We start from the raw sequence: 13,618 nt of genomic DNA, 5'->3' as shown, positions 1-13,618 counted from the left end.
GATAGGAATGCTCGAGCTCAGGCCCAATTGCGAATGCTGCGACAAGGATCTGCCGCCTGATAGCATTGAAGCACGGATCTGCACCTATGAATGCACCTTCTGCGCCGATTGCGTGGACGGCGTGCTGAAGGGTGTCTGCCCGAACTGCGGCGGCAATCTCGTCGCGAGGCCTATTCGGCCGGCGGCGATGCTCGCCAAAAATCCGGCATCGACGAAGCGCGTACTGAGGGCCGAGGGCTGCGCGCCCAAGGCGGCTTAAGGAGGACGAGATGATTCCAGGCGAGATCATTGCCGCAAGCGGCGACATCGAACTGAATGCCGGCGCGCCGACGGTGACGCTGGAGGTTTCCAATACGGGCGATCGGCCGGTGCAGGTCGGCAGCCATTACCATTTCGCCGAGACCAATGCCGGGCTTTCCTTCGATCGCGCGGTAGCACACGGCAAGCGGCTCGATATCCCGGCGGGGACGGCGGTGCGCTTCGAGCCGGGGCAGACGCGCTCGGTGACGCTGATCCCGCTTTCCGGCAAGCGCGAGGTCTACGGTTTCCGTCAACTGGTGATGGGCAAGCTTTAAGAACAAAATACGGGAGAAGTGCATGCGCTTGAATATCTGCCTCGTCGGGGCGGCGATGCTGCTGACGGCAGGTGCTGCCTCTGCTCAGGATATCGATTGCAACAATCCCAAGACGCAATCGGACATGACTGGCTGCGAGGCGGCGCGCCACGAGACTGCCGACAAGGCGCTGAATGCGCAGTATAAGAAGACGCGCGCCGCCCTGGCGGCGATCGACAAGGACCTGGATGGCGACATGAAGGGCGCAGAGCAGGCGCTGGTCAAGGCGCAACGCGCCTGGATCGACTATCGCGACGCCGAATGCGACGCCTTTGGCTTTCAGGCCCGTGGCGGCACGATGGAGCCGATGCTGGTCGCCGGGTGTCTCGCCAACATTACGGACAAACGCACGAAAGAGCTGAAAGAGCTCGAAGATACGATGAGCAACTAGGGTGATCAGAAAAATCATGATCGTCGGCAATGGCGACATCGAGGAGGGTGGGGCTGGCATCATCGATGCCGCCGATATTGTCATCCGCTTCAATGATTGCCGCTCCTATGGCGCCGGCGGCAGCCGCACGGATGCCGTCGCGGTCTGCAACACCGGCAGGCCGGCAAAGGCGATGCTCGGTTCGCGTGAGTGGCGCGCCCATCCGGGCGTCGTTTCGGCTGGCGAAATCTGGAGCGTGCGCGACCCGGAAAAATTCGCCGCGATGCGGGCGCCGCTTGCCGTCTCTCATCCGGAGCTTGATGATTTCTGCGACGACCATACCGCTGCGTTCAGCGCCTTTTGCGCAGACACCGGCAAAAGGCACGTCATTATCGGCAAATCGGTTCACGAGGCCGTGGATGCGTCGCTTTCGGCGCTTTCTCCAGCGCCCTATGTCGTGCCGAGCAGCGGGATGATCGTCATTGCCGAGGTGCTGAACACATATGCCGAGGCCGAGGCGACACTTGCCGGCTTTGGCCACGCCGGCTGGGAATGGCACCCGTTTTCGGCCGAACGACAGCTTGTCGATAGCTATATTGCCGCTGGCCGCCTCAAGCGGCTCGGCGGAGAAACACTCGTCTCTTCCTCCCAAGGAGCCTGATAGATGCCCTACAAGATCTCGCGCGCCGCCTATGCCGGCATGTTTGGACCGACCACCGGCGACAAGGTGCGCCTTGCCGATACGGAGCTCTTCATCGAGATCGAGAAGGATTTCACCACCTATGGTGAGGAGGTGAAGTTCGGCGGCGGCAAGGTGATCCGCGACGGCATGGGACAGAGCCAGGTGACGCGGGCGGATGGCGCGGTCGATACGGTCATCACCAATGCGGTGATCGTCGATCATTCGGGCATCTACAAGGCCGATATCGGCCTCAAAGACGGTCGCATCTTTGCGATCGGCAAGGCCGGTAATCCCGACATGCAGCCGGGTGTCAACATCATCGTCGGCCCCGGCACGGAGGCGATCGCTGCCGAAGGCAAGATCGTCACCGCCGGCGGTATGGACAGCCATATCCATTTCATCGCACCGCAGCAGATCGAGGAAGCGCTGATGAGCGGCATGACCTGCATGCTCGGCGGCGGCACGGGACCGGCGCACGGCACGCTTGCCACCACCTGCACGCCCGGTCCCTGGCATCTCGCGCGCATGATCGAAGCGGCCGACGCCTTCCCGATGAACCTTGCCTTTGCCGGCAAGGGCAATGCCTCGCTGCCAGGGGCGCTGACCGAAATGGTGCTGGCCGGCGCCACGTCGCTGAAGCTGCACGAGGATTGGGGCACGACACCAGGCGCCATCGACTGCTGCCTGTCGGTTGCCGACGAATACGACGTGCAGGTGATGATCCACACCGATACGCTGAATGAAAGCGGCTTCGTCGAGGATACGATCGGTGCCATCAAGGGCCGCACCATCCATGCCTTCCACACGGAAGGAGCCGGCGGCGGGCATGCGCCTGACATCATCAAGATCTGCGGCCAGCCGAACGTCATCCCGTCGTCGACCAATCCGACGCGTCCGTATACGGTCAATACCATCGCCGAGCATCTCGACATGCTGATGGTCTGCCACCATCTGTCGCCGTCGATCCCCGAAGATATCGCCTTTGCCGAAAGCCGGATCCGCAAGGAGACGATCGCCGCCGAAGACATCCTGCACGATATCGGCGCCTTCTCGATCATCTCGTCCGACAGCCAAGCCATGGGCCGCGTCGGCGAGGTGGCGATCCGCACTTGGCAGACGGCCGACAAGATGAAGCGTCAGCGCGGCCGGCTGAAGGAGGAAAAGGGCGACAACGACAATTTCCGCGTTCGCCGCTATATCGCCAAATATACGATCAACCCGGCGATCGCCCACGGTCTCAGCCGTGAGATCGGCTCGGTCGAAGTCGGCAAGCGCGCCGATCTCGTGCTGTGGAATCCTGCCTTTTTCGGCGTGAAGCCCGATATGGTACTGCTCGGTGGGTCGATCGCGGCCGCGCCGATGGGCGATCCGAACGCCTCGATCCCGACGCCGCAGCCGGTACACTACCGGCCGATGTTTGCCTCCTATGGCAAGAGCCTCACCAATTCCTCCGTCACTTTCGTCAGCCAGGCCTCGCTTGACGCCGGCCTGAAGGGCCGGCTCGGCGTTGCCAAGGAACTGGTCGCGGTGAGGAATACGCGCGGCGGCATCTCCAAGGCATCGATGATCCACAACGACCTGACACCCGAGATCGAGGTCGATCCGGAGACCTACGAGGTCAGGGCGAACGGCGAATTGCTGACATGCGAGCCGGCGACGGTGCTGCCGATGGCGCAGCGCTATTTCCTGTTCTAAGCCCACGCCCATGTGCGACGGACGGCCGCGATGAGGACCGGTATCCGCTGGTTGTTGCGGATCGTATTTCTGCTTGTGCTCTCGGCGGCCTGCGGCACCTTTATTCCCCGGCCGCTGATTGCGCCGGTCGAGGCGTCGTCTGCCGCAGTGACGCATCGAATTCTGCTGCTGTCGGGCCCGATCCATACCGATATTGCCATTCCGCTCGACGCGGAAACGCGGGCTGCCTTTTCCTTCCTCGACAATACTGGTTTTCCGCTCGGCCATCCGAATGCGGAGTGGCTAATTATCGGCTGGGGCGGACGTGCCTTCTATCTGGAAACTCCCACATGGGCGGAGCTGAAGCCGCTGCCGGTGTTGCGCGCGCTGACGATCGACCGTTCAGTGCTGCATGTGGACCTTGCCAGTCATATCACCGAGCCGCAGTCCACCGTTACGGCATTCAATGTCAGTGAGGATCAATTGGCGCAGCTGCGCGATTTTATCGCCGAGAGTTTCGTCCGCGACGCGGGCGCGGTGGTGCCGATTCCGGATGCGGGTTACGGCGAGATCGACCGGTTCTTCGAAGCCAGGGGATACTTCAACGCACTCTTCGGCTGCAACACCTGGACCGCCGCTGCCCTGCGCTCGGCTGGGTTTCGAACCGGCATATGGAACCCGCTTCCACAAACATTGCGGTTGTCTGTTGCTGTCTACAATTGAAGCAGCCGTCGGGTCGGTCCGCTCTTAAAGTGAATTGTGAATAGCGCTCTCCATATGGTTGTAAAAATCGGTGGAAAACTCGGTATTTTGTCAAGCTAGCCCATTCTGGAACAACTGCATCACGAAACCTGATGAACCCCTTTTATATCAGTCGTTTAACTGTCTCTTCGCGCTGTTCGATTCAGGGATTGGAAAGCTGCACCCCCTGCTAGAAAAATTCTGTCCACCGAAACGTCCGAACCGTTCGAATTTTAACGGGTCGATTAAGACACCCGCAGCAATTGGGCTCTTATCAATGCCTGGAAACGCCGAGCAGGAAGGTTGATTCTCATGAGAAACTGGATTTTGCTGCAGGCCGATTTCGGCGATCTTCAATACCGCAAGAACGTCTATGTCTTCGCCCTGAAGATGGCTTTTCTTGCCGTTATTCTCTCGGGAGTCATTATCGCATTGACGATGCCGTCGCTCGATCTTCTCGGGCTTCTGCCGGTGACGCTCGCCCATGCAATCGGCTTCAGCGCGATCTTTTCCTGGCTGATCGGCGGTACCGTTTCCGGCATGCTGTCACTGTTTGCCGGCTTTGCCATGCGCGATCTCGCGCTCTCGCGGGCGGAATTCGAAAAGCTCAGCCGCACGGATACGCTTTCCGGGCTGCTCAACCGGCGCGCTTTTACCGAGGCGCTTGAGAATACCGATGGCGATGCGTCGCTGGTGATTTTTGACGTCGACCGTTTCAAGGCGATCAACGACCGCTTCGGCCATGGCTGCGGCGATGCCGTCATCATCGCCGTTTCGGCCATGCTGAGATCCGCCTTCGATGAGATGTCCGTCGTCGCACGGCTGGGTGGGGAGGAGTTCGGCGTCATCGTCTCCGGCGAGCCGCTCGAGACGCGTATGGAGCGCGTCGAAAGCGTCCGGGCCCGGATCGCCGGCGGCGCCATGAAAGCCGAGGGGCACGATATCCGCATCACTGTTTCCGGCGGCGTTGCCGATCTCGTCACCGGGCGCACCAAGCAGGCGGTCTATGCTTCCGCCGACCGGGCGCTCTATCTCGCCAAGGCACTTGGGCGCAATCGCGTCGTCCACGAACGAGAAGGTCTGCATCACGTCTGGCACGGGCTTGTCGACAACGGCGCCGATGGCGAGAACAGAGGGCCGGAGAGCGACAACGTGATGCAGGCTTACGGAATATAAAAGTCACACCCGGACGAAAGGGCATTGGTGCTTGCATCGGGAAGAGCTATTTTGCATGGTCGTCCTCTCAGCAAAACGGACATATCATGCAGCGCGTCACGTCCTATCTTCCCGCCGGAACCCCTTCCTCCCATCCGTTCGCCCAAGTCAAGCTGCCGCATGATCTGCGCCATCTGCGCCGCAAGCTGCTGCATTTGGAAAATGGCGAAATGGTCATGCTCGATCTCAAGGATCCGGTGCTTTTCGCCAATGGCGACCTCTTGGTGCGCGACGACGGCGAACTGATCGAGATACTCGCCGCCGACGAGAAGCTCTTCGAGGTTCGCGGACGCGACCGCACCCATCTGGTCGAGCTCGCCTGGCATCTGGGCAACCGGCATCTTGCGGCCCAGATCGAGGAAGATCGCATCGTCATCCTGCGCGATCATGTCATCCGCACCATGCTGCAGGGCCTCGGCGCCGTCGTCCTCGAGATCGACGAGCCGTTCCAGCCGGCACGCGGCGCCTACCATTCCCAAGGCGGGCATTCGCATGGGCATGATCACGATCACAATCATGACCACGGCCATGATCACGGCCATGACCATGATCACGAACATGGCTACGAGCATGAGCATGAGCACCGCCACGATCGCGGTCATGATCATGACCACGGGCGGGATCATGGTCATGAGCACGGACGGGATCATAGTCATGACCACGGACATCACGACCACAAGCACGACTGAGCCTTGATGACCGGGGATCGCGAGCTGCAGGCACTGCTGCGTCTGACGGCATGGCTCTCACCGGCCTTTCCGATCGGCAGCTTTGCCTATTCGGGCGGGCTGGAGCGGGCGGTTGCCGACGGGTTGGTCACGGATGCGGCCTCGCTTGCGGCCTGGACCGGCACCTTGATCGGCAATGGTTCGGTCTGGAACGATGCGGTGCTTCTGGCCGAAAGCCACAGGCACCAGGCTGAAGCCGCGCGCCTTGCCGAGATCGCCGCGCTCGCCGAGGCGCTTGCAGGATCACGCGAGCGCCATCAGGAAACGATGCTGCTCGGCGATGCTTTCCTGGCGGCGGCAGGCGCTTGGCCGGACGATGTGTTCGAGAGGCTGCCCGGCAAGGCCGCTTATCCTGTCGCGGTGGGAGCGGTTGCGGGTGCACATGGCATAGGATCCGAGAAGGTGCTCGCAGTCTTCCTGCACGCCTATGCCTCGCAAGCGGTTTCGTCAGGCATCCGCCTCGGCATCGCTGGGCAGAGGGATGGCGTTGCGGTGCTTGCCGGCCTTGAAGAGCACCTCGCGAAGATCGCCCGGCAGGCGGCTATCTCGACGCTCGATGATCTGGGTTCGGCGACGGTGCAGGCCGATATTGCAAGCCTGCGCCATGAGACGCAGGCGACGCGGCTGTTCCGCTCGTAATTGTCCGAAATTATCGCGGCGGCGAGAGCAATTCCAGCAAAAGTGCGCAGCGGTTTTGCGTCCGGAATTGCGTGAAAACAAAGAGATAGAGCGCTTCGGTGATTCGAAGAAAAACAAGCGCTCTAAGTCATTTGACGGTGGCGCGGGCGGGCGGCTTCGTTATCATCGGGGTTCGATTGGAGTAAGGCACATGAAATCAAGAAACGGACCTTTGCGCGTCGGCATCGGCGGGCCAGTCGGCTCGGGCAAGACAGCGCTGACCGAAAAGCTCTGCAAGGCGATGCGCGACGACTATTCCGTCGCCGTCGTCACCAACGATATCTATACGACCGAGGATGCCGAGGCGCTGGTGCGGATGCAGGCATTGACTTCGGACCGCATCGTCGGCGTCGAGACAGGCGGCTGCCCGCATACCGCCATTCGTGAGGATGCGACGATCAATTTGCAGGCGATCGCCGGCCTCAACCAGCGGATCCCCGATCTCGACGTCGTCTTCATCGAATCCGGCGGCGACAATCTAGCGGCGACCTTTTCGCCCGATCTTGCCGATATCACCATCTATGTCATCTCCGTTTGCCAGGGCGAGGAAATCCCGCGCAAGGGCGGGCCGGGTATCACCCGGTCGGACCTGCTCGTCATCAACAAGAAGGATCTGGCGCCCTATGTCGGCGCCGATCTCGACGTGATGGACCGGGATGCGACGCGCATGCGCGCTTCGCGCCCCTTCGTCTTCTCCGACATGAAGCGCGGCGACGGCGTCAGCTCGATCGTCAGCTTCCTCAGGGAGCAGGGCGGACTCTAGATCCGGATTTTAGGCCGGATCGGCCTAAAATCCGGATCAAAATCAAAGAATTAGAGCATGTCGTCCGAACACCGCCCGCTTTAGGTCTTTGTTTTTACGCATGTCGCACCAAAGCCGCTGCACACTTTTGCGCGACATGCGTTGGAAATGAACGAAAAACGAAACGGGCCGGGAGATCGCTCCCGGCCCGTTCGTTTCCTGGGTTTTGCTTATTCCGCCGCGAAGGGCGGCAGGCGCAGCACGTTGGTGTCGTTGCCCTTGGCGCTCTTGCGTTTGTCTTCCGGCTTTTCGATCGCCGTCAGGCGCTCCTCCAGCGCGTCGATGTCGCCGCGGTTCTCCCGGGTGACGCGGGTGAGATCCTCGCGCGACAGCGGCAGCTCCTCGTTGTCCTTCTTGCCGACCAGGCGGCCGAAAGCCCAGCCGAGCAGGCGGGACAGATCGTCCATGATCAGGAAGAAGGAGGGCACGACGACGAGCGAGAGCACGGTCGAGACGATGATGCCGCCGATCACCGCGATCGCCATCGGCGCGCGAAACGAGCCGCCTTCGCCGACACCGAGCGCGGAAGGCAGCATGCCTGCCGACATGGCGATCGAGGTCATGATGATCGGCCGGGCGCGTTTGCGGCCGGCTTCGACCATGGCCTCGACGCGGGACATGCCCTGGTGGCGCATCTCGATTGCAAAATCGACGAGCAGGATGGCATTCTTGGTGACGATACCCATCAGCATCAGAATGCCGATCATGACCGGCATCGACAGCGGATTGCTGGTGATGATCAGGCCGGCTGCGACGCCGCCGATGGCGAGCGGCAGCGAGAACAGGATGGTGAAGGGCTGGATCACGTCCTTGAAGAGCAGGATCAGCACCGTCAGCACCAGCAACAGGCCCATCAACATGGCGTTGACGAAGCTCTGCTGCATCTCGCTCTGCACCTTGGTGTCGCCGCTTTCGGCAAGGTGCACCGTGGCCGGGATATTTGCGTCGTTGACGATCTGGCGGAAGCGGGCCGAAGCCGTGTCGAGTGCGACGCCCTGCGGCAGGTCGGAACCGATCGAAACGACGCGGTTGCGGTTGTTGCGCTTGATCGAACTTACGCCTTCCGAATAGTCGATATTGGCGACGCTTGCGAGCGGAACGGTGCCGCCGCTGGCGGTCTGGATCTTCAACGTCCGGATGGCCGCGAGATCGCGACGCATGTCGAGTGCGGCCTGAACGCGGATCGGGATCTGGCGATCGTCGAGCGAGATCTTGGCAAGGGCGGCATCGACATCGCCAATGGTGGCAACGCGGATCGTCTCAGAGATCTGCTGCGGCGTAATGCCCAAGCGGGCGGCCTCATCCATGCGCGGGTGAACCTGCAGTTCCGGACGGGGCAGCGAGCCGTCAGCGCTGACATTGGCAAGCAGCGGATCGGCGCGCAGTTTGGATTCCAGAATGCCGACGGCGTCGTTCAGGTCCTTGTCGTTCTTGGAAAGGAAGTTGAAGGAGAGGTCGCGTTCGCCGCGGTCATTGAGCTTCAGGATCCGGACGTCGGGAATGTCACGCAGCTTGGCGAAGACTTCCTTTTCGATATCCCACTGCGGGCGTTCACGGCCGTGGACCTCCACCTTCGGCAGTTTCGGGCCAATGACGGGGATACGGCCGAGCACGTCGTTGACCATCTTCTTGACCAGCGATTGGTCGAGCTTGTCGAGTGCCAGCGTGATGGTCGCACGGCGCAGTTCGAGATCGCCCTTCGGCGACGCGCCGCCGAGGACGAAGACGCTTTCGACGCCGTTGATGTCCTTGACTCTGTCATAGATCGCATCGGTCGTCTTCTCGGTGTCGTCAAGCCGTGCATTGGGCGGCAGCTCGACAGAGAGCACGATGCGCGAGGCGTCTTCGGGCGGCAGGAAGCTGCCCGGAACCTGCATCAGCAGCATAATGGAGCCGGCGAGGAAGCCGAACGCGACAAGCAGAGTCGCATAACGCGTGTACCAGCGGCCGGTCGTGCCGCGTATGAGGCGTGTGTATCCACGCATCAACAGGCTATCATTGTCGTGATGATCGTCGACGCCGTCTTCTGCACGCATGAGATACGCGGCCATCATCGGGGTGATGAGGCGCGCGACCATCAGCGAGAAGAAGACGGAGAAGGCGACGGTCAGACCGAACTGGATGAAGTATTGACCCGGAATGCCCGGCATGAAGGAAACGGGCACGAAGACAGCGATGATCGTGAAGGTGGTGGCGATGACGGCAAGGCCGATTTCGTCGGCTGCCTCGATCGCTGCCCGATAGGGCGTCTTGCCCATCTTGATGTGGCGGGCAATGTTTTCGATTTCGACGATCGCATCGTCGACAAGGATACCGGTGGCGAGCGTCAGAGCAAGGAAGCTGACGAGGTTCAGCGAGAAGCCCATCATGTCCATGACCCAGAAGGTTGGGATCGCAGACAGCGGAAGGGCGATTGCAGAGATCAGGGTCGCACGCCAGTTCCTGAGGAACAGGAGGACGACGATGACAGCGAGCAGCGCACCCTCGAGGAGCGTATGAATGGCGGCTTCGTAGTTGCCGTAGGTGAAATAGACCGAATCATCGATCAGTTCGATCTTCACATTGGGATTTTCGGCTCGCACCTTGTCGAGGTTCTGCGCCACGGTTTCGGCGACGCTGACCTCGCTGGCGCCCTTCGAGCGGAAAACGCCGAAGGTAACGACCGGCGTAGCGTTGAAGCGCGAGAAGGATTTCGGCTCCTCATAAGTGTCCTTGATAACGCCGAGATCGGATAGTTTGACGAAGCGGCCGTTCGGCAGGCCAATGGTCGTATTGGCAAGGTCGGCGACGTTGCGGGCGTCACCGAGAACACGGATCGCCTGTTCGCTGCCCGCCACCTGGCCGCGACCAGAGCCGAGGTCGATGTTGGTGCCGCGCAGCTGCTGGTTCACGCTGGCGGCGGTGATACCATAGGCATTGAGCTTGTCAGGGGTGAGTTCGATGCGTACTTCGCGTTCTGCGCCGCCGTAACGGTCAACACGGCCGATGCCGGCCTGGCCCTGCAGCGAACGTTTGATCGTATCGTCGACGAACCAGGAAAGTTCTTCCAGCGACATCGCAGGCGAGGAAACGGCGAAGGTCTGGATCGCCTGTCCCTCGACATCGACCTTGGAGACGATCGGTGCTTCGGCCGTTGCCGGCAGATCGCTGCGGATGCGGTCGATCGCATCCTTGGTGTCCTGAACGGCCTGTTCGGTCGGCACTTCCATCCGGAACATGACGTTCGTTTGCGAACTGCCGTCGGTGACCGTCGACTGGATTTCGTCGATGCCGGTGATGGAGGCGACCGCGTCTTCGATCTCCTTCGTTACCTGCATTTCGAGTTCAGCCGGCGAAGCGCCGCTCTGCGTTACGCTGATCGAGACGAGCGGCACGTCGATATTGGGAAAACGCGTGATCGGCAGCGAATTAAATGACTGCATGCCGATGAACACCAGCAGGCAGAAGGCCAGCAGCGGCGCAACGGGATTTCGAATGGACCAGGCTGAGAAATTCATCGGATGGTCTCTTTAGTTGGAAGCCGGGGGCTGTTCACGCACCGGCGTGATGTGGTCGCCGTCGCGGACATAAGCGCCCGCCTTGGCTACGACCTCGTCGCCGGTCTTCAATCCATTGACCACCTCGACATAGGCGCCGTCCTGGATGCCGGTCTCGATCTTGGCGAATTTCACCACGCCGTCCTCGACTTTGCGGGCGGAGGAGCCTTCGTTGCCGGTGAGTACTGCGGTCAGGGGAAGCGCTACGCCTTCAGTCTCGCGCACGATGATTTCGGCGCTGCCATACATGCCGGAACGCGCCTTGCTGTCATCATCGATGGAGATATGCACGAGGCCGAGGCGAGTGACCGGATCGACAGTCGGCGAAACCAGGCGTACGGCGCCGGAAAGTTTCTCACGGCTGCCAGAAAGCGAAATCGTTGCCTTTTGGCCGGCCACGATCCTGACAACATCGCTTTCGGCGACCTCAGCGACAAGCTCGATATCGCCGTCGCGGATGATGGTGAACAGCGGATCGCCGTTGCCGGCGGCAATGGCGCCGACCTTGGCGTTCTTCGCCGAGACCGTGCCGGCGACCGGCGTCTTCACATCGGTGCGCGCCAGCTTCAAATCCGCATCGGCGATCTGGCTGTCGAAGACCTTGAGATCCGCTTCGGCGACCTCGATCGCCTGTTCGGCGGAGACGACGCGAGCATTGGCGGCGGCGGCAGTCGCATCGGCCTGTTCGACCTGGGCGGTGGAAACCGTGCCCTTCTTGACCATTTCCTGGGCGCGGGCCTGCTGCTGCCTTGCCTGTTCGGCATTGGCCTGCGCCTCGATGAGCTGGGCGCGCAGCTGGGCGAGGCTTGCCTCGCCCTTGGCCCTCGTCGCCATCATCTGGCTCTTTTCCAGGACCAGCGCGTCATCGTTGAGCGTCGCCAGCGTGCTTTCGGCCTGAACCTTGTCGCCGACATCGGCTTTCAGGGTGCGAATCGAGAGGCCTTCGACCTGCGGCTGGATATAGACTTCTTCGACGGGTTTGACTGTTCCCGTGCCGATGACACGGTCGACGAGGGTGCGATTGACAGCCGTGGTGACGACGATCGCCGGCAGGTTCTGTTGCGGTTTTGCGACCGGCGCTTCCTGCGAAAATGCGGTGGATGCAGCAAGTGCCGCTGCAAAAAGGGTAGAGGCGCCTAGAATTCCAATCGGCTTGCGTGCCATGCGTCTTCGTCCAATCTTATGATAAGGTTGGCCGAACTCGAGCGTCTGCCACTCAGCGCGCGATCAGGCCACTGCCCTTCCTGCATTCTCAGAGGTTTCCGCGGTCCTTTGCCGTCTTCATCCCTCGGCGGCAAATTCGGCTTGTAGGTGGTATCGATTTGCTCGATCTACAAGTCCGGCAGAAAACAATTCCCCATCAGGCGATAATAATTACCATTCCGACGTCAATCAATCACCGCAAGGTTATGTCAACATTACGAAGATTGATCGCGTTCTTACCCCATGACGTTTGACGCCCGATAAATGCGACAGCTGCAAGGCGTTTTTTTTCCACCTCGCACGGAAAAACACGAAACGCGCGGAAAATCTCCCGCGCGTTTCGCTTCGCCGCGTTGACGAACCTACTTGGAAGCGGCGTCGGTGATGTCGTGCGTCCAGGCGCCTGACGGCTCCTTGCTGATGATCTTCTGGTCGAGCAGCGCCTTTGCCGTGCGGGCATAGAGTGCCTCGTCCAGCTTGCCGGAGCTGTCGCCGACCAGTTTGGCGACTTCACCCATCATACGCTTCTGATGGTTCTCGTCCTGGCCGCCGTTGTCCATGACGATCTCGGCGGCTTCGTCGGGATTCTCGGTGGCATATTTCCAGCCCTTCATCGAAGCGCGGACGAACTTGACCATCTTCTCCTTGAAGGCGGGGTCCTTCAGCTTGTCTTCCATCGCATAGAGACCGTCTTCAAGAAGGTCGTTGCCCATTTCAGTGTAGTTGAAGACCGTCAGTTCTTCCGGCTTGAAGCCGGCATCGATCGCCTGCCAGTATTCGTTATAAGTCATGACGGAGATGCAGTCGGCCTGCTTCTGGACAAGCGGCTGCACGTCGAAGCTCTGCTTCAGCACGGTGACGCCGTTCGGACCGCCTTCTGTGGACAGGCCGAGCTTGTTCATCCAGGCGAAGAAGGGATACTCGTTGCCGAAGAACCAGACGCCGAGCGTGTGGCCCTTGAAGTCGGCTTCGGTCTTGACCGGGCCATCCTTGCGGCAGACCATTTCCAGGCCCGCCTTCTGGTAGGGCTGGGCGATGTTAACGAGCGGAACGCCCTTTTCGCGGGCAACAAGGGCGCCACCCATCCAGTCGACGATGACATCGGCGCCACCGCCGGCGATCACCTGCTCGGGGGCGATATCAGGGCCACCCGGCTTGATGTCGACGTCGAGGCCTTCTTCCTTATAGAAGCCCTTGTCCTTGGCGACGTAGTAACCGCCGAACTGGCTCTGCGTGACCCATTTCAGCTGCAGCACCACCTTGTCGGCGGCCATGGCATGGGCCGATGCAAGCGACATCGCGCTCGCCATCATTGCAACCATCAACTTTCTCATTTTTTATCCTTACCCTCTGAAGTTATGCCCGGACCCGTTTC

13 protein-coding genes are annotated in these 13,618 nt (G+C 60.9%); 10 read left to right on the top strand and 3 right to left on the bottom strand.

Going from position 1 to position 13,618, the window contains the following annotated elements; all coding sequences use genetic code 11:
• The first annotated feature begins 7 nt into the window (after positions 1-7).
• The 10 genes from N2A41_RS16775 to ureG all read left to right on the top strand — a co-directional run bounded on the left by N2A41_RS16775 (position 8) and on the right by ureG (position 7,465).
• Positions 8-259 carry a DUF1272 domain-containing protein gene (locus tag N2A41_RS16775; RefSeq protein ID WP_170282220.1) on the top strand — a complete coding sequence of 84 codons (252 nt, stop codon included), beginning with the start codon at positions 8-10 and terminating at the stop codon, positions 257-259.
• Positions 260-269: 10 nt separating this feature from the next.
• Positions 270-575 (top strand): urease subunit beta, encoded by a 306-nt coding sequence (locus tag N2A41_RS16770; RefSeq protein WP_003561953.1) that lies wholly within the window; start codon positions 270-272, stop codon positions 573-575.
• A 22-nt stretch (positions 576-597) separates the two neighbouring features.
• Positions 598-1,005, top strand: a complete 408-nt coding sequence (locus tag N2A41_RS16765; protein WP_011653187.1) for a lysozyme inhibitor LprI family protein — start codon at positions 598-600, stop codon at positions 1,003-1,005.
• A 16-nt stretch (positions 1,006-1,021) separates the two neighbouring features.
• On the top strand, positions 1,022-1,645 hold the full coding sequence (locus N2A41_RS16760; protein WP_260111063.1) for a Urease operon accessory protein: 624 nt from the start codon (positions 1,022-1,024) through the stop codon (positions 1,643-1,645).
• A 3-nt stretch (positions 1,646-1,648) separates the two neighbouring features.
• Positions 1,649-3,361: an urease subunit alpha gene (gene ureC / locus N2A41_RS16755; protein WP_162117962.1), complete on the top strand. Its 1,713-nt coding sequence runs from the start codon at positions 1,649-1,651 to the stop codon at positions 3,359-3,361.
• Positions 3,362-3,391: 30 nt separating this feature from the next.
• The gene (locus N2A41_RS16750; protein WP_260109275.1) at positions 3,392-4,063 is read left to right on the top strand and encodes a TIGR02117 family protein; all 672 of its coding nucleotides are present in this window, start codon (positions 3,392-3,394) and stop codon (positions 4,061-4,063) included.
• Between the two features lie 330 nt (positions 4,064-4,393).
• On the top strand, positions 4,394-5,257 hold the full coding sequence (locus N2A41_RS16745) for a GGDEF domain-containing protein (RefSeq protein WP_260109274.1): 864 nt from the start codon (positions 4,394-4,396) through the stop codon (positions 5,255-5,257).
• 86 nt (positions 5,258-5,343) lie between these two features.
• Entirely contained in the window at positions 5,344-5,985 is a 642-nt protein-coding gene (ureE, locus tag N2A41_RS16740) for an urease accessory protein UreE (RefSeq protein WP_260109273.1), read from the top strand.
• Between the two features lie 6 nt (positions 5,986-5,991).
• Positions 5,992-6,663 carry an urease accessory protein UreF gene (locus N2A41_RS16735; RefSeq protein WP_170257305.1) on the top strand — a complete coding sequence of 224 codons (672 nt, stop codon included), beginning with the start codon at positions 5,992-5,994 and terminating at the stop codon, positions 6,661-6,663.
• A gap of 190 nt (positions 6,664-6,853) precedes the next feature.
• On the top strand, positions 6,854-7,465 hold the full coding sequence (gene ureG / locus N2A41_RS16730) for an urease accessory protein UreG (protein WP_017965817.1): 612 nt from the start codon (positions 6,854-6,856) through the stop codon (positions 7,463-7,465).
• Positions 7,466-7,674: 209 nt separating this feature from the next.
• On the opposite strand, the gene N2A41_RS16725 is transcribed toward ureG, so the two are convergent.
• The 3 genes from N2A41_RS16725 to N2A41_RS16715 form a co-directional block, all read right to left on the bottom strand.
• On the bottom strand, positions 7,675-11,001 hold the full coding sequence (locus N2A41_RS16725) for an efflux RND transporter permease subunit (protein ID WP_260109272.1): 3,327 nt from the start codon (positions 10,999-11,001) through the stop codon (positions 7,675-7,677).
• Between the two features lie 12 nt (positions 11,002-11,013).
• Positions 11,014-12,204, bottom strand: coding sequence for an efflux RND transporter periplasmic adaptor subunit (locus tag N2A41_RS16720; RefSeq protein ID WP_222295620.1), 1,191 nt, complete (start codon positions 12,202-12,204; stop codon positions 11,014-11,016).
• Between the two features lie 401 nt (positions 12,205-12,605).
• Positions 12,606-13,577, bottom strand: a complete 972-nt coding sequence (locus tag N2A41_RS16715; RefSeq protein ID WP_222295621.1) for an ABC transporter substrate-binding protein — start codon at positions 13,575-13,577, stop codon at positions 12,606-12,608.
• Positions 13,578-13,618: the final 41 nt, after the last annotated feature.

It is taken from the genome of Rhizobium sp. SRDI969 (genome assembly GCF_025152725.1).
GTDB classification, from domain to species: Bacteria; Pseudomonadota; Alphaproteobacteria; order Rhizobiales; family Rhizobiaceae; genus Rhizobium; species Rhizobium leguminosarum_I.
This window is presented reverse-complemented; position numbering and strand designations above follow the sequence as displayed.

Coding starts and splice junctions, on each gene's coding strand:
- N2A41_RS16775 (WP_170282220.1), top strand. CDS start 8: ATGCTCGAGCTCAGGCCCAATTGCGAATGCTGCGACAAGGATCTGCCG.
- N2A41_RS16770 (WP_003561953.1), top strand. CDS start 270: ATGATTCCAGGCGAGATCATTGCCGCAAGCGGCGACATCGAACTGAAT.
- N2A41_RS16765 (WP_011653187.1), top strand. CDS start 598: ATGCGCTTGAATATCTGCCTCGTCGGGGCGGCGATGCTGCTGACGGCA.
- N2A41_RS16760 (WP_260111063.1), top strand. CDS start 1,022: ATGATCGTCGGCAATGGCGACATCGAGGAGGGTGGGGCTGGCATCATC.
- ureC (WP_162117962.1), top strand. CDS start 1,649: ATGCCCTACAAGATCTCGCGCGCCGCCTATGCCGGCATGTTTGGACCG.
- N2A41_RS16750 (WP_260109275.1), top strand. CDS start 3,392: ATGAGGACCGGTATCCGCTGGTTGTTGCGGATCGTATTTCTGCTTGTG.
- N2A41_RS16745 (WP_260109274.1), top strand. CDS start 4,394: ATGAGAAACTGGATTTTGCTGCAGGCCGATTTCGGCGATCTTCAATAC.
- ureE (WP_260109273.1), top strand. CDS start 5,344: ATGCAGCGCGTCACGTCCTATCTTCCCGCCGGAACCCCTTCCTCCCAT.
- N2A41_RS16735 (WP_170257305.1), top strand. CDS start 5,992: ATGACCGGGGATCGCGAGCTGCAGGCACTGCTGCGTCTGACGGCATGG.
- ureG (WP_017965817.1), top strand. CDS start 6,854: ATGAAATCAAGAAACGGACCTTTGCGCGTCGGCATCGGCGGGCCAGTC.
- N2A41_RS16725 (WP_260109272.1), bottom strand. CDS start 11,001: ATGAATTTCTCAGCCTGGTCCATTCGAAATCCCGTTGCGCCGCTGCTG.
- N2A41_RS16720 (WP_222295620.1), bottom strand. CDS start 12,204: ATGGCACGCAAGCCGATTGGAATTCTAGGCGCCTCTACCCTTTTTGCA.
- N2A41_RS16715 (WP_222295621.1), bottom strand. CDS start 13,577: ATGAGAAAGTTGATGGTTGCAATGATGGCGAGCGCGATGTCGCTTGCA.